General features: G+C 72.4%; 16 protein-coding genes and 1 CRISPR repeat array. Of the genes, 8 read left to right on the top strand and 8 right to left on the bottom strand.

Going from position 1 to position 20,177, the window contains the following annotated elements; translation table 11 throughout:
- Window positions 1-182: 182 nt before the first annotated feature.
- Window positions 183-887: a lysophospholipid acyltransferase family protein gene (locus ABZX96_RS14900; RefSeq protein WP_355543553.1), complete on the bottom strand. Its 705-nt coding sequence runs from the start codon at window positions 885-887 to the stop codon at window positions 183-185.
- Window positions 888-1,536: 649 nt separating this feature from the next.
- Here ABZX96_RS14900 and hemG point away from each other — a divergent pair.
- Entirely contained in the window at window positions 1,537-2,919 is a 1,383-nt protein-coding gene (hemG, locus tag ABZX96_RS14895; RefSeq protein WP_355543550.1) for a protoporphyrinogen oxidase, read from the top strand.
- 342 nt (window positions 2,920-3,261) lie between these two features.
- Complete coding sequence (locus tag ABZX96_RS14890; protein WP_355543547.1) at window positions 3,262-4,980, top strand: GAF domain-containing sensor histidine kinase; 1,719 nt, start codon at window positions 3,262-3,264, stop codon at window positions 4,978-4,980.
- 205 nt (window positions 4,981-5,185) lie between these two features.
- Here ABZX96_RS14890 and ABZX96_RS14885 read toward each other — a convergent pair whose 3' ends face one another.
- Window positions 5,186-5,638, bottom strand: coding sequence for a pyridoxamine 5'-phosphate oxidase family protein (locus ABZX96_RS14885; RefSeq protein WP_355543544.1), 453 nt, complete (start codon window positions 5,636-5,638; stop codon window positions 5,186-5,188).
- A gap of 660 nt (window positions 5,639-6,298) precedes the next feature.
- Here ABZX96_RS14885 and ABZX96_RS14880 point away from each other — a divergent pair.
- The 3 genes from ABZX96_RS14880 (at window position 6,299) to ABZX96_RS14870 (ending at window position 9,130) form a co-directional block, all read left to right on the top strand.
- Window positions 6,299-6,484, top strand: coding sequence for a hypothetical protein (locus tag ABZX96_RS14880; protein WP_355543542.1), 186 nt, complete (start codon window positions 6,299-6,301; stop codon window positions 6,482-6,484).
- A gap of 139 nt (window positions 6,485-6,623) precedes the next feature.
- Window positions 6,624-7,667, top strand: a complete 1,044-nt coding sequence (locus tag ABZX96_RS14875) for a radical SAM protein (protein WP_355543539.1) — start codon at window positions 6,624-6,626, stop codon at window positions 7,665-7,667.
- A gap of 11 nt (window positions 7,668-7,678) precedes the next feature.
- On the top strand, window positions 7,679-9,130 hold the full coding sequence (locus ABZX96_RS14870) for a hypothetical protein (protein ID WP_355543537.1): 1,452 nt from the start codon (window positions 7,679-7,681) through the stop codon (window positions 9,128-9,130).
- 30 nt (window positions 9,131-9,160) lie between these two features.
- Here the strand turns inward: ABZX96_RS14870 and ABZX96_RS14865 are convergent, their stop codons facing one another.
- The 5 genes from ABZX96_RS14865 to ABZX96_RS14845 all read right to left on the bottom strand — a co-directional run bounded on the left by ABZX96_RS14865 (window position 9,161) and on the right by ABZX96_RS14845 (window position 13,945).
- The gene (locus ABZX96_RS14865) at window positions 9,161-9,319 is read right to left on the bottom strand and encodes a hypothetical protein (RefSeq protein ID WP_355543534.1); all 159 of its coding nucleotides are present in this window, start codon (window positions 9,317-9,319) and stop codon (window positions 9,161-9,163) included.
- Window positions 9,320-9,554: 235 nt separating this feature from the next.
- Window positions 9,555-10,505, bottom strand: coding sequence for a cytochrome c oxidase assembly protein (locus ABZX96_RS14860; RefSeq protein ID WP_355543531.1), 951 nt, complete (start codon window positions 10,503-10,505; stop codon window positions 9,555-9,557).
- Between the two features lie 237 nt (window positions 10,506-10,742).
- The gene (locus tag ABZX96_RS14855) at window positions 10,743-11,768 is read right to left on the bottom strand and encodes a 6-phosphofructokinase (protein ID WP_355543528.1); all 1,026 of its coding nucleotides are present in this window, start codon (window positions 11,766-11,768) and stop codon (window positions 10,743-10,745) included.
- 181 nt (window positions 11,769-11,949) lie between these two features.
- Window positions 11,950-12,678, bottom strand: a complete 729-nt coding sequence (locus ABZX96_RS14850; protein ID WP_355543525.1) for a glutamine amidotransferase — start codon at window positions 12,676-12,678, stop codon at window positions 11,950-11,952.
- A gap of 28 nt (window positions 12,679-12,706) precedes the next feature.
- Window positions 12,707-13,945: a MurT ligase domain-containing protein gene (locus tag ABZX96_RS14845; RefSeq protein WP_355543522.1), complete on the bottom strand. Its 1,239-nt coding sequence runs from the start codon at window positions 13,943-13,945 to the stop codon at window positions 12,707-12,709.
- 187 nt (window positions 13,946-14,132) lie between these two features.
- Here ABZX96_RS14845 and def point away from each other — a divergent pair, with 187 nt between their 5' ends.
- Window positions 14,133-14,690, top strand: a complete 558-nt coding sequence (def, locus tag ABZX96_RS14840; protein ID WP_355543519.1) for a peptide deformylase — start codon at window positions 14,133-14,135, stop codon at window positions 14,688-14,690.
- 90 nt (window positions 14,691-14,780) lie between these two features.
- Here the strand turns inward: def and ABZX96_RS14835 are convergent, their stop codons facing one another.
- Entirely contained in the window at window positions 14,781-15,428 is a 648-nt protein-coding gene (locus tag ABZX96_RS14835) for a TetR family transcriptional regulator (protein ID WP_355543516.1), read from the bottom strand.
- 149 nt (window positions 15,429-15,577) lie between these two features.
- Here ABZX96_RS14835 and ABZX96_RS14830 point away from each other — a divergent pair, with 149 nt between their 5' ends.
- Entirely contained in the window at window positions 15,578-16,807 is a 1,230-nt protein-coding gene (locus ABZX96_RS14830) for an acyl-CoA dehydrogenase family protein (protein ID WP_355543513.1), read from the top strand.
- 108 nt (window positions 16,808-16,915) lie between these two features.
- A CRISPR array of direct repeats spans window positions 16,916-17,978; the repeat unit is 29 nt; unit sequence GTGAGCCCCGCGCGTGCGGGGGTGGTCCC.
- 332 nt (window positions 17,979-18,310) lie between these two features.
- A complete protein-coding gene (gene gcl / locus ABZX96_RS14825) occupies window positions 18,311-20,092 on the top strand; it encodes a glyoxylate carboligase (protein WP_355543510.1) in 1,782 nt (593 codons plus the stop codon).
- Window positions 20,093-20,177 lie beyond the last annotated feature (85 nt).

Here is a 20,177-nt window from a genome sequence, read left to right as displayed (position 1 = left end):
AGGGAGCCGAAGGGCGGCCGGGGAATTCCCCGGCCGCCCTTTTGTGCGTCTCGGCCCGCGCCCGGCCGGTTCCCGCCTCGGGGAGCCGGCCGGTTTCCGCGGCCTTGGCTTCTTGCTTCAGCTCACCGCCTCGGCTTCCCGCCTCGGCTTCCCGCCCCGGCCTTCCCCCTCGACTTCCCGCCTCAGCGGCGGAACCGGCCGAGCCCGCGCCCCTGCTGCCGGGCCTTCGCGTCCCGCGCGTACATGTCCACGTACTCCTGCTCGGAGAGCTTCAGGATCGCGTACATGACCTCGTCGGTGACGGCCCGCAGCGCCGTCTGCTCGCCCTCCAGCCCCGCGTACCGCGAGAACTCCATCGGCTCTCCGAAGCGGATGGTGATCGGCAGGGGACGCGGCAGCCGGCGCCCGGTCGGCTGGGCCTCGAACGTGCCGATCATCGCGCACGGCACCACCGGCGCCTGCGCCTTGATGGCCAGCGCCGCCACACCGGTGTGCCCCTTGTAGAGGCGGCCGTCGTGCGAACGGGTGCCCTCCGGATAGATCCCCAGCACCCGCCCCCGGCGCAGCACCGCGAGCCCCGAGGTGAACGCCGCCTGCGCCGCCCGGCCACCCGACCGGTCCACCGGGATCTGCCCCACGCCCCGGAAGAACGCCGCGGTCAGCCGCCCGCGCAACCCCGACCCCGTGAAGTACTCGGACTTGGCGAGGAACGTGATCCGGCGCGGCAGGATCACCGGCATCACGAAGTGGTCCGAAACCGACAGGTGGTTACCCGCGATGATCAGCGGCCCGTCCCGCGGAACGTGCTCCAGTCCCTCCACCCGGGGCCGGAAGAGCAGCCGCAGCAGCGGCCCCAGAACGATGTATTTGAGCACCTGGTAGAACACGCGGTTCTCCTCACTCCGTCCGCAGCAGCCCTGCCGGACGGCGTTTCCCCAGGTCAGAAGAGGTGTAGGGGACAGCAGTGTAGGTGTGCCCCGCACACCCGTGTAACCACCGGGACCGAACTGATGCCGGTGGGGTACGGGGCGTGGCCGGATGGCGCGGAGGTCTCGTCAGGTCCGCGGCACAGCGCTTCGAGACGCGGGTGGGCCCGGACCGGGGCGCCCCCGTCGAGAACACCGGGACCATCGGCCCACGGCAGTGGTCGCTAGGGCCCCATCGCCGCGCCCCCGGCGCACGTAGCGTCGACGGGGTGTCAGGCCGGAACCGTCCGTTCTCTCAGTGAGCAGTGGCAGTTGGCAGTGGTGCAGTGGCAGCGGAAGTGGGAGCGCAAAAGCGTCCGTGATGTCGGGCCGCGGCGCCCTCCCGAGGCGGGCGGCCTCGCGCGCGGAGCGGTAGGGGGAAGAACGGCTCGCGGCTGATCCGGTGCCAAAGGCGGCGACCCGAAGGGTCCGGCGGCACCGGCCCCGGGCAAAGGAGCCGCCCTGTGCGGACGGCCGCGCGGCGCGCCGTCCCGGGCCCGCGGGCGGGCGCTCACGGCTGTACCGGCCGTCCCGGGTGGGACGTGACACCAGGGAAACCAGGAGGTCGTGCGTGTACTCAGTGATCGTCATCGGCGGTGGCATCAGCGGGCTGGCCGCCGCGTGGCAGCTGCGGTCCGAGGCCGAGGTGACCGTCGTCGAGGCCAGACCGCGGCTCGGTGGCGTGCTGCGCACCGGCAGCGTCGCCGGGATCGACGTGGACGAGGGCGCCGAGGCCATGTCGGCGCTGCACCCGGACGCCGTGGAGCTCGCGAAGGCGGTCGGGCTCGGCGACGACCTGATGTCGCCGGTGCCCGCGCCCACCTCCGTGTGGTCGCGGGGCGCCCTGCGCAAGCTGCCGCCGGGCCACATCATGGGCGTCCCCGCCCGCCCCGCGGCCCTGGAGGGGACGGGCCTGCTCTCGTCCGAGGGGCTGGAGCGGCTCGCCCGGGAGGAGACGGTGCCCGCGCCGCCGGTCGACGGGGACGTCGCGGTCGGCCGCTACCTCGCCGACCGGCTCGGGCAGGAGGCCGTCGACCGGCTCGTGGAACCGCTGCTCGGCGGGGTGTACGCGGGACGGGCCGACCGGCTCTCGCTGCGCGCCGCCGTCCCGCGGCTGGCGCGGATCGCCGAGAGCGGAGGGTCCCTGTTCGCGGCCCTGCGGGAGGAGGAGACGACGACGCCGGTCTTCAACGGGATGCCGCGGGTCCCCATGTGCGGCCTGCGCGGTGGTCTCGGCCGCCTCCCGGTCGCGGTGGCCGCCGCCTCGGGCGCCCGTGTCCTCACCAACGCCCGGGTGCGGGAACTCCAGCGCGTCCCCAGGGGGTGGCGGGTGACGATGTCCGGCCCGGGGCCGCGCACGCTGGAGGCGGACGCCGTGGTGCTGGCCGTCCCCGCGTACGCCGCGGCCGGCCTGCTGCGCGACCACGCGCCGGCCGCCGGGCGCGAGCTGGGCGCCATCGCCTACGCGAGCACGGCCGTGGTGACGCTGGCCTTCGACCGTGCGGGGATGGCGGCGTTCCCCCGGGGCAACGGGTTCGTGGTGCCTCCCGTGGAGGGCAGGGCCGTCAAGGCGGTCACCTTCCTGTCCAACAAGTGGAGCCGGCAGGCGGCCGGATCGCCCGGCACCTTCCTCGTCCGGGCCTCCCTCGGCCGTTTCGGGGAGGAGCGGGTGCTCGGCAGGGAGGACGGCGAGCTGGCGGCCGTGTGCCTGGCCGAACTGGGCGAGATGGTCGGACCGCTGGGCCGCCCGGTCGACTTCCACGTCTCCCGCTGGGCCCGGGCCCTGCCGCAGTACACCGTCGGCCACACGGACCGCGTCCGGCGGATCCGCGCCGCGGTGGCCGACCTGCACGGCCTGGAGCTGTGCGGCGCCGCGTACGAGGGCGTGGGCGTCGCGGCCTGCGTCGCCGACGGGCAGGAGGCGGCCCGCCGGGTGCTCAAATCGGCGGGGTAGGGGAGGGCGGAGCGCCCCCGACGGCTCCGAGACGTACGGGAACTGACGGTGCGCCAGGAAAAGCGGGGTGCCCTTCCCGGTGTGGTGCCGCGGTGGGTTTCCGTACCGCCCCGCCGCCCCGGGCGCTGGCGCGCGTCCGCAACTCCCCCTCCCCTCCCGCCCCTTGCCCTCCGCGCTTTCCGCCGCCCCGGGACCGCTGCCGCCGAGGTGGAGGCCCCTGACGGGAGCGCATCAGGTCTGTGGCAACCTTGTGACGTCGGGCTGCCGGGGCCCCGCCCCCGTTAGCGGTGCTCGCCAAGAGGGTGGTTGCTTCCGTCGGCGGGGTTGTGAGGAGAGTGGATTGTGGGCGGCGTCGAGGAAAGCGGCCGGCTGCGGTTGCCGCAGCTGAGGTTGGACGAGCTGCTGGACGAGTTGCAGGTCCGCATCGACGCGGCCCGCGGTACGCGGGACCGGGTGCACAGCCTGCTGGAGGCGGTGCTCTCGGTCGGCCGGGAGCTGGACCTCAAGCAGGTCCTGCAGCGCATCGTCGAGGCGGCGGCGCTGCTCGTGGACGCGCAGTACGCGGCGCTGGGCGTGATCGGCCGGGACGGGGAACGGCTCGTGCAGTTCCTCACCGTGGGCCTGACCGAGGAGGAGATCGCCGCCATCGGGCCGTACCCGTCGGGCCACGGCATCCTGGGCCTGCTGATCCGGCACCCGGAGCCGCTGCGGCTGGAGAAGCTCTCCGACCACGCCTCCTCGTACGGTTTCCCGGCCAACCACCCGCCGATGAACACCTTCCTGGGCGCGCCGATCCGGGTGCGCGGGCAGGTGTTCGGCAACCTCTACCTCACCGAGAAGCGGGGCGGGGCGTTCTTCGACGAGGAGGACGAGGAGGTGCTCGCCACGCTGGCGGTGGCGGCCGGTGTGGCGATCGACAACGCCCGGCTGTACGAGGAGTCCAAGCGCCGCGAACGCTGGCTGCGGGCGAGCGCCGAGGTCACCTACGGCCTGTTGACGGGCAGCCCGCGGGCCGGGGTGCTCGACATGATCGCCGAGCGGGCGCGCGAGATCACCGCGGCCGAACTGGCGGTCATCGCGCTGCCGGTGGAGGGCACGGACAACCTGGCGGTCGAGCTGGCGATCGGGTACGAGGCCCACAAGCACCGCGGGCTGGTGATGCCGATCGAGGGCAGTCTCAGCGGCGAGGCCTTCAGCACCGGCGAACCGGCCACCGCGCCGGACGTGTGCCAGGACCCGCGGGTGTGGCCGCACCCGCCCCGGTTCGAGGGGCTGGGCCCGGCGCTGGCGGTGCCCATCGGCACGGCCGCCGGGGTGCGGGGCGTGCTGTTCCTCAGCCGCGCCGAGGCCCAACCGGAGTTCACCGAGCAGGAGATCGAGCCGCTGCGGGGGTTCGCCGGTCAGGCGGCGGTGGCCATGGAGATGGCCGACCGGCAGCGCGACGCGGAACAGATCGCGCTGCTGGAGGACCGCGACCGGATCGCCCGCGACCTGCACGACCTGGCCATCCAGCGGCTGTTCGCCACGGGCATGACGCTGCAGAGCGCCGGACGCCTGATCGACAACCCGGCCGCCTCGGAACGCGTGGCGCGCGCGGTGGGGGACCTGGACGACACCATCAAGATCATCCGATCGACGATCTTCGGCCTGCGGACCCCGGAGACCGGCGCCGGGCAGAGCCTGCGCTCGCGCGCCGTCCAGGCGGTCGGCGCGGTCAGCGGCCCGCTGGGCTTCGCGCCCAGCCTGCGGATGGAAGGGCTGCTCGACACCCAGGTCCCCAAGGAGATCGCCGACCATGTGGTGGCGGTGCTGGGCGAGGCGCTGAGCAACGCCGCCCGGCACGCCCACGCCTCCCGGGTCGACGTCGTCCTGGCGACGACGGAGGAGCAGGTCACCTTGACGGTGACCGACGACGGCGTGGGCATCCCGCCCGAAGGCCGCCGCAGCGGCCTGCGCAACCTCGCCGAACGCGCCGAGAGCCTCGGCGGCACCCTGGATCTGTCCACCCCGGCCGATGGCGGCACGGCCCTGGTCTGGCGCGCGCCGCTGAACAGGGGCTGATCGACGGGGGTGGGGGTGTAGGTGGGCTGACGGGGCCGGGGTTTCCGGGGAGCTGTCCTAGGGGGCACCGGGACACGGGGGACACCGGGACACGGGCGCGGCGGGTGGTACGCGTCCCGGCCGCATCCGGCCGCATCCCCGCCGACCGGTCGGCTCGGCCGCGTCGTGCCGGTCAGGTCAGCCCCGCCGCATCGCGCCCGATCGGTCAGCTCCGCCGTGCGGCGGCCTTCTCCCGGAAGGACGAACGGGCCGTCGGCCCCAGCACCCGGCCGGTGACCAGCTCCGGCTCGATCCGGACGAACACCGCGTCGTCCATCGGCACCCACGAGTCCGGAACGGTCACGTCGAGCCGGGCGATCTCCTGTGGGGCGGTCACGACGGTGGCCCGGCCGGTGACGACGACGCTCCAGCCCGTCCGGGCCGCCTCGTCGAAGTGGTCCACCTCGAAGGCGACCACGCTGCCGTCCACCGCGCCGGCCATCTGTGACGTGGCAGAGGTACGCAACAGGACCGCTTCGTCCTCGCCCAGCGAGAAGTTCACGGGGAGAACGGCGGGCAGCGCGTTCTCGGTGTAGACGACGCGCCCGAGGGGGACCAGGGCGAGCAGACGCAGGCACGCGGCCCGGTCGAGCGTGCGGAGGCTGTCGTTTTGGTGCATACCTCATCCTCGATACCGCCGTCGGCCCGGCGGAAGGGCCGGTCGGCCCTGATGACGAGCCCGGGCGGGGAGCGGGGCGGTGGGCCGGACCGGGGCGGACGGGACCGGGCGCGTCCGGTCGCGTCCGGTCAAGGTCGGTCGGGGCCGGTGAGCCGGTGACGGGATCGGCCGCAGGCCCCGGGGCGGTGCCGGGGCGAGCGGGGTTCGGGCCGCCGCGGGGGCGCGGCTCCGGCTGGTGTCCGGCGGCGTCCGGCTCCGGCCGGTGTCCGGCGGTGGCCGGTGCGGTCCGGCGGTGTCCGCTGGAATCCGGTGGTCCGCGCCGGAGAATTGATTTGCCGCTCCCTTTCTTCCTTCCCTTCCCGGCCGCCTCCCGGCCCGTTGTCTCCCGCGAAGTCGGCCTTTTCCCGGAGAAAGGGAAAAGTGGAGTCCCGTCAATCGCATTCTTGTTCGGTGGTCGGAGGTCTCGCCGGGAAGGAGAACAACACATTCCGCCGATACGAAAACGCCGCCGGTGTAGTCCGTCGCCCATCGGTGGGACGGGGACGGCCGCACAATGACGTATATCGCGGGCCCGACGCTCCCCGCCTTGACCGGCCCGAGAAATTTCTGGAACTCTCAAGGAACGTACCCGCAACCCCTTTACCGCTCCAAGGAGACGGCGTGAGTAGTGAATCCGGCAAGGCCGAGGGCGCGTTCAGCGTCGACCCCTCGGAAATCCAGCTCGACGACAAAGGCCAGGTCGTCATAGGGAACGCCCGGCTCGCCGAATTGCTGAAGCAGCTCCGCGGAAAGAGCCCGGTGGAGGCCCCGGGCGTCAACCTGAGCAGCTGCGGAAACAACTGTTGATCCAGATTGGGCGGCGAGTGGTTCCGGTGCGGCCCGAAGGGGCGCCGGGCTGCTCGCCGCTTGTCTTGTCGCGTTTCGCCCGCCGCGGCGTCGGAGGCTGTCCGCCGGTGCGCCGCCATGCCGAGAAAAGAAGGACGCCATGCCCGGACCGGTGGAAATCCAGGATGCCCTGCGGATCGTCGACCCCCAGGAAATGCATCTCATCCTCCTGCCCACGGAACAGTGCAACTTCCGCTGCACCTACTGTTACGAACAATTCCCGGTGGCCCGGATGCGGCCCACCGTCATACGGGGCGTCAAGGCCCTGATGGCCCGCCGGGCGGGCGCGCTCCGCTTCCTCGAACTGGGCTGGTTCGGCGGTGAACCGCTGCTCGCCAAGCCGGTGGTCCTGGACGTGTCGGCGTACGCGCAGGAACTCGCCCGGCGGAATCCGGGACTGGTCTACGCCGGCTCGATGACCACCAACGCCTATCTCCTCACCGAACCGGTCGCGCGCGAACTCGTGGCCGTCGGCGTGCGGTCGTTCCACATTTCCCTGGACGGCCCCGAGGACGTCCACGACCAGAGCCGGTTGCGGATCAACGGCCAGGGTTCCTTCCGCCGTATCTGGACCAATCTGCAAGCGATCGCGGATTCGGACCTGGAGTGCTCGGTCATCCTGCGGATTCATTACAGCCCGGAGACCTACCTCCGACTCGACCCGCTGATCGACCAGATCAACGACGCCTTCGGCGACGACACCCGCTTCTCCGTCTACTTCAAGGACATCGAACGGCTCGGCGGAGAAGGGGACGACGCCATCCGGCTCTTCTCCGAGGACGCCAACCACGACATCCAGGCCGCCTTGAACAGCAAGCTGCGGATGACCGACCGCGTCTATTCGGAAGCACGGAACGGCGTCTACATCTGCTACGCCTCCCGTGCCAACTCGCTCATCGTCCGCCACGACGGTTCGCTCGGGAAATGCACCGTCGCGCTGTACGACGAGCGGAACACCGTCGGAAAGATCTCCGAAGACGGCAGCCTCGTCATCGACCACGACCGGTTCCGGCCGTGGCTGGTGGGCCTGTCCACGCTGGACCCGGCCGACCTGGGGTGCCCGTACAGCTCGATGAACACGGGGGTGAAACCGGACAAGGACCGGGAGGACGTCCGCTACCTCCCCATCGTGGCGACGACCTGACGGGCCTTGCCGTGCCTCCCGCTTCCGTCCCGGGCACCCGCGGCGCCGTGCCGCGGGTGCCCGGCGCGCCCGCATCGGCCCCGCCGCCACCCGGCACCGCGCGGACCGATACCCGGCCGTCCGGCCCGCCGTCGCCCGGCGCCCCGCTACCGCGCACCCTGCTCACCCCACTGGACCGGCTGCCCCGCACCCCGCTCGCCGACCAGGCGCGGCAGCTCCGCGCGCGCCTGCACACCGCCTTCGCGGACCCCGGGATGCCCGAGGACGACCGGCACGCGGAGGCCGCCCATTTCCTCAACCGCGCCGCCCTCATGGCGCTGCACATCGGAGCGCACCACGACGCGGCGCGCCTGTGTGCCCTGCACCAGGAGTGGGCCTGCCGCCTCGCCGCCCGTCCGGGACACGAGGGCGACCTGCTGCACGCCCTTCAGCCGTACCTCAACGAGGGCCGCCTGCTGGCGGGGAGCGGGCGGACGGACGCAGCCCTGGAGCACTTCGCGCTCCACCTCGCCGCGGCCCGCCGCCTGCCGTTCACCCTGCGCGGCCGGCGGCTGACCGCCGGCACCTGGGACCGCGTCCTCGCGCGCGACCCCGCGTGCGCGGACGTCCTGGCCCGCACATACGTCGTCGATTCGGTCAAGGCCCTGCTGCGGGCCTCCGACTTCCCGGGCGTGCTGGAGTTCGCGCACCGGGCCGAGAACACCGGCCTGCCCGTCGCGGACCCGGACGCGCTCGCCGAGGCCCGGCTGCTCGCCTGGATCCACCTGGGCCACCACGAGCGCGCGCTCGCCCTCGCGCGCGACGCGGGCGCCCGCGCCACCGGGATCGGCGACGGCGCGAGCGCCTGGCGCGCACTGGTCTTCGTCACGTACGAGGCCCTGTCCGCGGCCCGGGACGGCGCCACGGACCTGCTCGAAGAGGTCGCCGAGGCGGCGGCCCAGCCCGTTCTCGACAGCGTGCCCGTCCCCGCCCGTACGGACCTCGCCACGCTGGTGGCCGACCACCTGCACGCGGCGGGCCGGACGCTCCCGGCCCGCCGCCTCGCCCGCGCGGCCCACGACACCGCCGTCTCGGGCCGTGACGAGGTGGCTCGGCACGCTCTGCTCGTACGGCTGACGAAGTGGTCGGAGGGCGGGGCGGACGAGGGGCAGGCCCGGGACGTGGGTGATCGAACCCAGAACTCGGACGATCGGGCCCGGGACACGAACGATCAATCCCAGGCCCCGGACGGCCATCAGGACCGCCCGTCCCGCACCGCCCGCACCCCCTGGCCCGCCCGTCTCGCCGCGCTCCGCGCCCGCTCCTGGTACGCCTCCGTACGCGCCGCGCCCGCTCCCGGAGCGGTCACCGTCCTCCCCGGCTTCTACCAGGACGTCCTGCGCGACGCGCACGCGCTGTGCGCGCGGGGGCACCCGTCCGCCGCCACGACCACGCCCCGCCCGGCGCGGGCCGGGCCGCGGTGATGCCCGCGCGGGCGTGCCCCGCCCCCCGCCTCACGCCCCCCGCGTCGCCAGCATCGCCGCCGTCACCAGCACCAGAATGACCCAGGTGAACCAGAGCCAGCCGCTGCTGCCCAACGCCACGGTGTACGCGGTGACCACGACCAGTCCGCCCACCGTGCACGCCGCCATCGTCTTCGTGGATCCGGGCATCCCCGCCACCTCTTCGACAAAAGAGATCGACCAAAAGAGATTCGACAAAAGAGTTCGGACAAAAAGAGTTCGGGACAAACGAGAGAGTCGTGAAAACGGGTCGTTCAAAAAGCTGTAGGAGCACGTGTGGCAGCCACGCCACGCCCCAGGGCCCCAACGCCGAGGGCCGCGGCCTGGGAACATGGTCCCCGGCCGCGGCCCGTACCGCCAGCGGTCGTCCGTCGCCGCCCCGCGCTCACTGCCCCCTGGCGTTGAGGGAGGCCAGATACGCGTTGTAGGCGGCCAATTCCTTGTCCCCGTCGCGGTCCGCGGCCCGGTCCTTGCGCTGGGACTGCCGCTCCTCGGACTTGTACCACTGGAAGACCAGGGCGATCAGCACCACCACCGACGGGATCTCACTGAACGCCCAGGCGATGCCGCCTGCCGCGGCCTGGTCGCCCAGCGCCTCGACGCCCAGCGAGGCGGGCGGGTGCATGTAGGTGCCGATCATCGGCTCGGAGGCCATCATCAGCGCGATGCCGAAGAACGCGTGGAAGGGCATCCCCGCGAACAGCTCCAGCATCCGCATCACGTACCCCGGCCGGTGCGGCCCCGGGTCCACGCCCATGATGGGCCAGAAGAACACCAGCCCCACCGCGAGGAAGTGCACCATCATCGCGATGTGCCCGGTCCGGGACTCCATCAGGAAGTCGAACAGGGGCGTGAAGTACAGCGCGTACAGGCTCGCGATGAACATCGGGATCGTGAACGCCGGGTGCGTGATCACCCGCATGTAGCGGCTGTGCAGCAGCGCCACCAGCAGTTCGCGCGGCCCCTTGCGGCCCCGGCCGGCGGCGGGGAGCGCGCGCAGCGTCAGCGTCACCGGCGCGCCGAGCAGCAGCAGGATCGGCGACAGCATGCTGATCACCATGTGCTGCACCATGTGCACGCTGAAGAGCACCATGCCGTAGTCGTTCAGCTTGGTGCACATCACCAGGGCGATGGTCAGGACGCCCACGACCCAGGCGACCGTCCGGCCGACCGGCCACTCGTCGCCGCGCCGCCGCAGCCGCACCACCGCCCACCCGTACAGGAGCAGTGCCACCAGGCAGCCGACGAGGAAGAACGGATCCCCGCCGAACTCCAGCCCCCGTCCCAGCGTGAACGGCGGCAGATCCATGTTCATGCCGTGTCCGCCGTGATCCATCCGCTCGCTCCTGATTCGTACCGATACTCCGCGACCAGACTAGAACCGCCCCCGGCGCGGGTGAGCGCCGGGGGCGGTTCTCGGACGGGCGTGCCGTCCGCCACCCATGCGGACGGGCTACGGGAGGAGCGCGGGGAACCGTAGGAACAGGTCACGGGACGGAGCGCGCGCCACCCGAACGGACGGGCCGCGCATCACCCCGGGGCCGGGGGAACCCGGCCCCGCGACGCGCCGTCCCTACAGCACGCACTCCGCCTCGGCGTACCGGTCCTCCGGGACCGTCTTCAGCGTCGCCACGGCCTCGGCCAGCGGCACCAGCGTGATCTCGGTGCCGCGCAGCGCCGTCATCATCCCGAAGTCGCCGCGGTGCGCCGCCTCCACCGCGTGCCAGCCGAAGCGGGTGGCCAGCACCCGGTCGTAGGCGGTCGGCGTGCCGCCGCGCTGGACGTGGCCCAGGATCACCGGGCGCGCCTCCTTGCCGAGCCGCCGCTCCAGCTCCAGGGCGAGCTGGCGGGCGACCCCGGCGAACCGCTCGTGCCCGTAGACGTCCGTGCCGCCCTCGTCGAAGGCCATCGAGCCCTCGCGCGGCTTGGCGCCCTCCGCGACCACCACGATCGCGAACTTCTTGCCCGCCGAGAACCGCTCGCCGACCCGCTCGGTCAGCTCGTCGATGTCGAAGGGCCGCTCGGGCACCACGATCGCGTGCGCGCCGGCCGCCATGCCGGAGTGCAGCGCGATCCAGCCCGTGTGCCGGCCCATGACCTCGACGATCAGCACCCGCTGGTGCGACTCGGCGGTGGTCTTGAGGCGGTCCAGCGCGTCGGTCGCCACGCCCACGGCGGTGTCGAAGCCGAACGTCACGTCCGTGACCGCGATGTCGTTGTCGATGGTCTTCGGCACGCCGACGATGGGCAGCCCGGCGTCCGACAGCAGCCGGGCGGCCTTGAGCGTGCCCTCGCCGCCGATCGGGATGATCGCGTCCAGGCCCAGTTCCGTGACGTGCCCGCGGGCCCGCTCCACGCCGTCCCGCAGATGGGCGGGCTGCACCCGGGACGAGCCCAGGATCGTGCCGCCGCGCGCCAGGATGCCGCCCACCGCGTCGAGGTCCAGCTTGCGGTAGTCGCCCTCCAGAAGGCCCTTCCAGCCGTCCCGGAAACCGATGACCTCGTCACCGTGGTCGGCGACCGCCCGGTGGACGACGGAGCGGATGACGGCGTTCAGGCCGGGGCAGTCGCCGCCGGAGGTGAGTACACCAATACGCATCGCTGATAAACCCTTGCAACTCAACCGGATTCCCGGACCCCGTCGTCCGGTTGGATCGCGCTCACCCTACAAGTGCCGGGGCACGAGATACACGTGTGCCCGCGGTACGGACCGCGGGCACACGGGGAGGATGGCGTCCTCCAGGGTCTTCCGGTGGCTCTCGGGGCCCCGGAAGGGGGCCTCAGCCCGCCTGGGTGGCCGCCGCGATGCGCTCCTGGCGCAGCGCCTCGTACCACCGGTCGTCGGCCGGCGGCAGCGCGTTCACGTCCAGCGCCAGCTTGATCAGCAGGTCGGCGATGTGCGGGTTGCGCGCCATGACGGGACCGTGCATGTACGTGCCGAACACGGTGTCGTTCCACGCGCCCTCGAACCCGTCGCCGACGCCGTTGCCGTTGCCGAACCGGACCTTGGCGAACGGGCGGGCGTTCGGGCCCAGGTGCGTGACGCCCTGGTGGTTCTCGAAACCGGTCAGCGGCGGCAGGTTCAGCTGCGGGTCGATGTCCGCCAGGACGTCGCCCACGCACCGCTCACCCTCGCCGCGGGTGCTCACCACGTCCAGCAGCCCCAGGCCCTGCTCGCGCTGCCCGAGGTCGTTGATGAACTCGTGGCCCAGGATCTGGTAGCCCGCGCACACCGAGAAGACGATCGCGCCGTTGGCGACCGCGCGGTTCAGCCCGCCGTCGCGGCGCAGCCGCTCGGCCGCCAGCCGCTGCGGCCGGTCCTCGCCGCCGCCGACCAGGTAGATGTCGCCGGAGGTGGGGATCTGCTGGTCGGAGCGGACGTCCAGGCGCTGCACGTCCAGGCCGCGCTGCCGGGCCCGGCGCTCCACCACCAGGACGTTGCCCTGGTCCCCGTACGTGCTCAGCAGGTCGGGGTAGAGCCACACCAGCCGCAGGCTGTTGTCATTCATGCTTCGTCGTCCTTGTCCGTGCATCGGATCAGTTCCCCACCCGGCGGCGCAGGTCCTGGAACGCCGTGTAGTTGGCGATCACCTCGATACGGCCCGGCGGGGCCATCTGGACCGCCTCGTCCACGGTCTCGCAGACGCGGAAGTCCAGCCCGGCGACCTCCAGCCGCACCGCGAGGTCCAGCTTGCGGTCACCGATCACGAAGATCGGGTGCCCGGCCAGCCGGGGGTAGTCCACGTCCCACAGCCAGGAGGTGTCGGTGCCGTCCGCGCCGCGCGCGTTGACCGAGAGGATCACCGGCGTCGGCGGCCCGTCGATCAGGGAGAAGGTCTCCAGCCAGCCGGCCGGGTTCTTCGCCAGCAGCAGCCGCAGCTCGCGCTGCATGAACGAGACCACGTCGTACCGGCCGGCCACCGCCTGCACCGAGAACATCCGCTCCAGCGCCACCTGCGGCGGCACGCCGAACGCGGCGGCCACCGCCGCCGAGGTGGTGGCGTTGGCCTTGTTCGCCCGGCCCGGGAGCTGGAGCCGGATCGGCCAGGCCGAACCGTGCGGGTCCAGCACGTGGTCGCCGGACAGCGCCCAGCTCGGGGTGGGACGGCGGAAGCCGCACTCGCCGCAGAACCAGTCGTCGCCCGGCCGCTGCATCACGCCACCGCACGAGGGGCAGGACCAGGCGTCGTCCTTCCACTCCTGGCCCGCCGCGACCCACACCACGTTGGTGGAGGACGAGGCCGCCCACACGATCAGCGGGTCGTCGCAGTTGGCGACGATCAGCGCCTTCGAACCGGCCAGCCCCTCGCGCCAGCGCTCGGCCAGCATCCGCGTCTCCGCGGCCCGGTCGAGCTGGTCACGGGAGAGGTTCAGCAGCGCTATGGCCTTCGGGGTGACGTCCCGCGCCACGCCCGCCAGGTACTTCTCGTCCACCTCGATGACGCCGTACCGCGCGTCCGAGCCACCCGCCAGGGCGGAGGTGATGCCCGCGGGCATGTTGGCGCCCAGCGCGTTGGACACCACGGGTCCGGCGGCGCGCAGCGCCTCCGCGATCAGCCGCGTGGTCGTCGTCTTGCCGTTGGTGGCCGACACCAGGACCACGTCCAGGTGCCCGGCCAAGCGGCCCAGCAGGTCGGGGTCGAGCTTGAGTGCCACCCGGCCACCGATCACCGATCCGCTGCCCCGGCCCGCCGCCCGCGAGACCGCCGCCGCGGCCTTGCCCGCCGTCACGGCCAGCTTGGCCCGCGGCGACAGCGGCCCCGTGTTGCCTGCCATCGTCCTTGATCCTCCTTGCATCCGGCGCCCTCCCGCCCTGTGGACCGCCGGGGGAGCGCCTCCCCGGCAGCCGATCACCGGCCGAGGCACGGTCGGGGATCAGCCTATCGAGATCCGGCGGCTTGCCCGAACCCCGCCACCTGCGAAGCCGCCCTGAGCCCGGCCGCACGGCCCGTACGCTGGGGTCATGCGACACCGATCCATACCCGGCAGCTCGGGCCGCCCGCGCCCGATGCGCCTCCTCGGCGACCCCGTCCTGCGCGAGCCGTGCCGGGACGTCACCGCCTTCGACGCCGGGCTCCGCGAACTGATCGAGGACATGTTCGCGACGATGTACGCGGCCAACGGCGTGGGCCTGGCCGCCAACCAGATCGGCGTGCCGCTGCGGGTGTTCGTCTACGACTGCCCCGACGACGAGGACCGCCGCCACCTCGGCCACATCGTCAACCCGCGCCTGGTGACGGCGGACGGCGAACTCGTCCGCGGCCCCGAGGGCTGCCTCTCCCTCCCCGGCATCGAGGCGGGCACGCCCCGCCACGACCGGGCCGTGGTGACAGGTGTCACATACGACGGCGCGCCGGTCGAGGTCACCGGCACCGGCTTCTTCGCCCGCTGCCTCCAGCACGAGTGCGACCACCTCGACGGCGGCCTCTACACCGACCACCTCGCGGGCCTGCGGCGGCGCCGCGCCTTGCGGGCGGCCCGGCGGGCGCCGTGGGCGGGGCGGGACCGGGCGGCGTCGTAGGAGGCTGGGGCTCGGTGGCCTCGGTGGCCTCGGTGGCCTCGGTGGCCTCGGGCTGAGGGTCCGGGAACGAGGGGAGGGGCGGGCCCGGGCTCAGAACCCCGGCCCGTCCAGCCGGTCCCCGGCCGCCGCCAGCCGCCCCCACAGCAGATCGGCCAGGTGGCGCACCAACTGGGCCCGCGAGCACGGCCGCTCGCGCAGCCACCAGTCGCCGGCCGCGTGCATCATCCCGACGATGCCGTGGCCCCACACCCGCGCCAGTTCCTCACCGCCGGGCCCCAGGTCCAGGCGCTCCCCTATGACCCTGGCCAGTTCCTCGCCGAGCCTGCGCAGCAGCGGGGCGGAGTGCCGTCCGACGTCGAACCCCTGGTCGGGGGAGCGGCCCTCGTCGGCGGGGTGCATCAGGAAGCGGTAGACCTGCGGGTTGTCCTCTATGGCCGCCAGGTACGTGTCCAGCGTGGCCTCGACGCGATCGCGGCGGGGGACGGGGGAGTCCAGCGCCGCGCGCAGCCCGTCCAGCAGGGCGTCCGTGTGCCGTACGGCGAGCGCGCGGTACAACCCGCCCTTGTCCCCGAAGTGCCGGTACAGGATGGGCTTGGTGATGCCCGCCTCGGCGGCGATGGCGTTCATCGACGCCTCGGGGCCGTCCCGCATGACGACCCGGTCCGCGGCCTCCAGCAATTCCCGGCGCCGCCGCTCGGTGGCCGCCTGCTGCCGGTCGCTGTGCCGCGTGCTGTCCATGGTCCCTCTCCCCGCCCTGATCGTTTTGCGCCGTTCGCGCAACGTAACACCCGGCGCCCGGGCCGATTTGACGGCCCCGACCGTTGACATGCCCTACTCGCGGGTAACAGACTTTTGTTACCGCAAGTAACGCGCTGCTGGAGGGGTCGATGGCCGAGTTCACCATGGAGCTGAACGACGAACAGCGGGACGTCCGTGACTGGATCCACGGCTTCGCCGCCGACGTCATGCGCCCCGCCGCCGCCGAGTGGGACGAGCGCGAGGAAACCCCCTGGCCCGTCATCCAGGAGGCCGCCAAGATCGGCCTGTACTCCCTCGACTTCTACGCCCGGCAGTTCTTCGACCCCACCGGCCTCGGCATCCCGCTCGCCATGGAGGAACTCTTCTGGGGCGACGCCGGGATCGGCCTGTCGATCGTCGGCACCGGCCTCGCCGCCGTCGGCGTCCTGGCCAACGGCACCGAGGAGCAGATCGGCACCTGGCTGCCCCAGATGTACGGCGACGCCGACGACGTCAAGCTCGCCGCCTTCTGCTCCTCCGAACCCGACGCCGGCTCCGACGTCTCCGCGATGCGCACCCGCGCCGTCTACGACGAGGCCAAGGACGAATGGGTGCTCAACGGCACCAAGACATGGGCGACCAACGGCGGCATCGCCAACGTCCACGTCGTCGTCGCGGTCGTCGATCCCGAACTCGGCCCCAAGGGCCACGCCTCGTTCATCGTCCCGCCGAACACCCCGGGGCTGAGCCAGGGCCAGAAGTTCAAGAAGCACGGCATCCGCGCCTCCCACACCGCCGAAGTCGTCCTGGAGGACGTCCGCGTCCCCGGCCACTGCCTCCTCGGCGGCAAGGACAAGCTCGACGAACGCCTGGCCCGCGCCCGCGAACGCGCCCGGGGCGGTGGACGCGAGCGGGTGAAGAACGCCGCGATGGCCACCTTCGAGGCCTCCCGCCCGGCGGTCGGCGCCCAGGCCGTCGGCATCGCCCGCGCCGCGTACGAGATCGCCCTCGACTACGCCAAGACCCGCGTCCAGTTCGGCCGCCCGATCATCGACAACCAGGGCATCGCCTTCCAACTCGCCGACATGCGCACCCAGATAGACGCCGCCCGCCTCCTGGTCTGGCGCGCCTCCTGGATGGCCACCGCGGGCAAGCCCTTCACTTCGGCCGAGGGCTCCATGTCCAAACTCTTCGCCGGCGAGACCGCGAAGAAGGTCACCGCCCAGGCGATGCAGATTCTCGGGGGGAATGGCTTCACGCGGGAGTATCCGGTGGAGCGGATGCATCGGGATGCCGCCATTTACACCATCTTTGAGGGGACGAGTGAAATTCAGCGGCTGGTGATTGCTCGGGCGGTGGCGGGGGTGCCGATTCGGTGAGGGGGTGCGTCCGGCGGGAATGCGCGCCAGCGATATGGCCGTTATGCGTGAGTCTTGGAAAGTGAGTAAAAACGGGGTCGGCGGCCGTAAACCCGCTGGTCGCGGCCTGTGAGCCCCGCGCGTGCGGGGGTGGTCCCAACCGGGTCTGAGCAGGGGTGAAGTCTCCGCCGTGAGCCCCGCGCGTGCGGGGGTGGTCCCCCCTCGGTCCGTGCGCGGACCGCGCGCTGATCGTGAGCCCCGCGCGTGCGGGGGTGGTCCCAGACCTCACGCTCCATGCGGGCAAAGACCTTCGTGAGCCCCGCGCGTGCGGGGGTGGTCCCTCGTCCGCACCCTGGACGATTTCAGCCGCACGGTGAGCCCCGCGCGTGCGGGGGTGGCCCCCCGGCCCTCCTCAACGATCAGAACGAGCCGTGGTGAGCCCCGCGCGTGCGGGGGTGGTCCCGAGATCATGACCCGGCTGTCGGACAAGGCCCGGTGAGCCCCGCGCGTGCGGGGGTGGTCCCGGCCGGAGTATCGCCCGGGGGCATCCCGGGCAGTGAGCCCCGCGCGTGCGGGGGTGGTCCCGGCCCCGCCCGGCCTGCGCCGACGAGGACCCCGTGAGCCCCGCGCGTGCGGGGGTGGTCCCAACCGCTCCGACCACGGCACAGCCCGGGCGCTGTGAGCCCCGCGCGTGCGGGGGTGGTCCCGTGCTCACCGGGACCGCGATCGTCAAGAGCGTGTGAGCCCCGCGCGTGCGGGGGTGGTCCCCGCAGCTCCCAGCTCTCGCGTATCTGCCAACCGTGAGCCCCGCGCGTGCGGGGGCCCGTCCCCGTCCCCCGGGCGGTCCGGGCGGTCACGTGAGCCCCGCGCGTGCGGGGGTGGTCCCCACGCTTCCCGTGCTCTTGGTCGTCACGGCGGGTGAACCCCGCGCGTGCGGGGGTGGTTCCGATCTACGGCGCCGCCCTCCCCCCGCTCGCCAGTGAACCCCGCGCGTGCGGGGGTGGTCCCCCGCTGACCCCCGGCCCCCATCGGTGCCTTCCGTGAACCCCGCGCGTGCGGCGGTGGTCCCGGCCTGTGACTGACCCGTCCGCACGCCGGCAGGTGAGCCCCGCGCGTGCGGGGGTGGTCCCACCGTGCAGTACTGGGACAAGCAGACCTACACCGTGAGTCCCGCGCGTGCGGTTGGCCCCGTACGCAGCAGGCGGTGACGCTCCGTCAGCGCATGGCCGCTGAAATGTCGGGTGACCGACAACGCCGCCGAATCCTTCCCCGGCCGGATAACTCCCCGCTCCCGCCGCCCCGCCGCGCTTGCCCGGCTCTGCCCCCCGTGTCCGCTCCTGTGCCGTTCGCTTCCCGCGTGGGCATCTCGCCTCCCCACCTCGCCCTTGACGAGTCGATCGCTGCGCCCTACCTTCCTTCCATAAAGCAAAACATACTTTCCATGATGCGGAATTAACCGCGTTGCATCATCCGTCTCCGGCCCCTGCCCGCCGGAGGCCCGACAGGTCGACGCAGGAGTACTCGATGCCTCGAATGACCGCCGCGCGTGCGGCAGTGGAGATCCTCAAGCGCGAAGGCGTGACCAACGCGTTCGGTGTGCCGGGGGCGGCGATCAACCCGTTCTACGCGGCACTCAAGGCCGGCGGCGGCATCAAGCACACGCTCGCCCGGCACGTCGAAGGCGCCTCGCACATGGCCGAGGGGTACACCCGTACCCACCCCGGCAACATCGGTGTCTGCATCGGCACGTCCGGCCCGGCCGGCACCGACATGATCACCGGTCTGTACTCCGCGACCGGTGACTCCATTCCGATCCTGTGCATCACCGGCCAGGCGCCGACCGCGGTGATCCACAAGGAGGACTTCCAGGCCGTCGACATCGCCTCGATCGCCAAGCCGGTGACGAAGATGGCGGTGACCGTCCTGGAGGCCGCGCAGGTCCCGGGCGTCTTCCAGCAGGCGTTCCACCTGATGCGTTCCGGCCGCCCCGGCCCCGTCCTCATCGACCTGCCGATCGACGTGCAGCTCACCGAGATCGAGTTCGACCCGGAGACGTACGAGCCGCTGCCCGTCTACAAGCCGGCCGCGACCCGCGCGCAGGTGGAGAAGGCGATCGCGCTCCTCCAGGAGTCGGAGCGCCCGCTGATCGTCGCCGGTGGCGGCATCATCAACGCGGACGCCTCCGAGCTGCTGGTCGAGTTCGCCGAGCTGACCGGCGTCCCCGTCATCCCGACCCTGATGGGCTGGGGCATCCTCCCCGACGACCACGAGCTGAACGCCGGCATGGTCGGCCTCCAGACCTCGCACCGCTACGGCAACGCCACGTTCCTGGAGTCGGACTTCGTCCTGGGCATCGGCAACCGCTGGGCCAACCGCCACACCGGCAAGCTGGACGTCTACACCAAGGGCCGCAAGTTCGTCCACGTCGACGTCGAGCCCACCCAGATCGGCAAGATCTTCGCCCCGGACTACGGCATCGCCTCCGACGCCAAGGCCGCGCTGGAGCTGTTCGTCGAGGTCGCCAAGGAGCTCAAGGCCGCGGGCAAGCTGCCGGACCGCTCCGCGTGGGCCGCCTCCGCCCAGGAGCGCAAGGCCTCGCTCCAGCGCCGTACGCACTTCGACAACATCCCGATGAAGCCGCAGCGGGTGTACGAGGAGATGAACAAGGCGTTCGGGCCGGAGACCCGCTACGTCTCCACCATCGGCCTCTCGCAGATCGCCGGCGCCCAGATGCTGCACGTCTACAAGCCGCGGCACTGGATCAACTGCGGCCAGGCGGGCCCGCTGGGCTGGACCGTCCCGGCCGCGCTGGGCGTCGCCACCGCCGACCCGGAGACGCCGGTCGTCGCGCTCTCGGGCGACTACGACTTCCAGTTCATGATCGAGGAACTGGCGGTCGGCGCCCAGCACAAGATCCCCTACGTGCACGTGCTGGTGAACAACTCCTACCTGGGCCTGATCCGTCAGGCGCAGATCGGCCTGGACATCAACTTCCAGGTCAACCTGGAGTTCGAGAACATCAACTCGCCGGAGGTCGGCGTCTACGGCGTGGACCACGTCAAGGTCGCCGAGGGCCTGGGCTGCAAGGCCATCCGGGTCACCGACCCGAACGAGCTCGGCGCCGCCTTCGAGCAGGCCAAGAAGCTGGCCGCCGAGCACCAGGTGCCGGTCGTCGTCGAGGCCATCCTGGAGCGCATCACCAACATCTCCATGAGCACCACCAATGACATCGGCAACATCAAGGAGTGGGAGGAGCTGGCCACCGAGCCGGGCCACGCGCCGACCGCCATCGCGCCGCTGAGCTGACCCCCGGTTCCCGGGTGACCCGCCCTTCCGGGGCACCCGAGCCGGCGGCCCCGCCGCCCGCCCTCGCCCGGCGCCGGGCGGCGGG

It is taken from the genome of Streptomyces sp. NPDC003077, from assembly GCF_040611095.1.
GTDB lineage: Bacteria > Actinomycetota > Actinomycetes > Streptomycetales > Streptomycetaceae > Streptomyces.
This window is presented reverse-complemented; position numbering and strand designations above follow the sequence as displayed.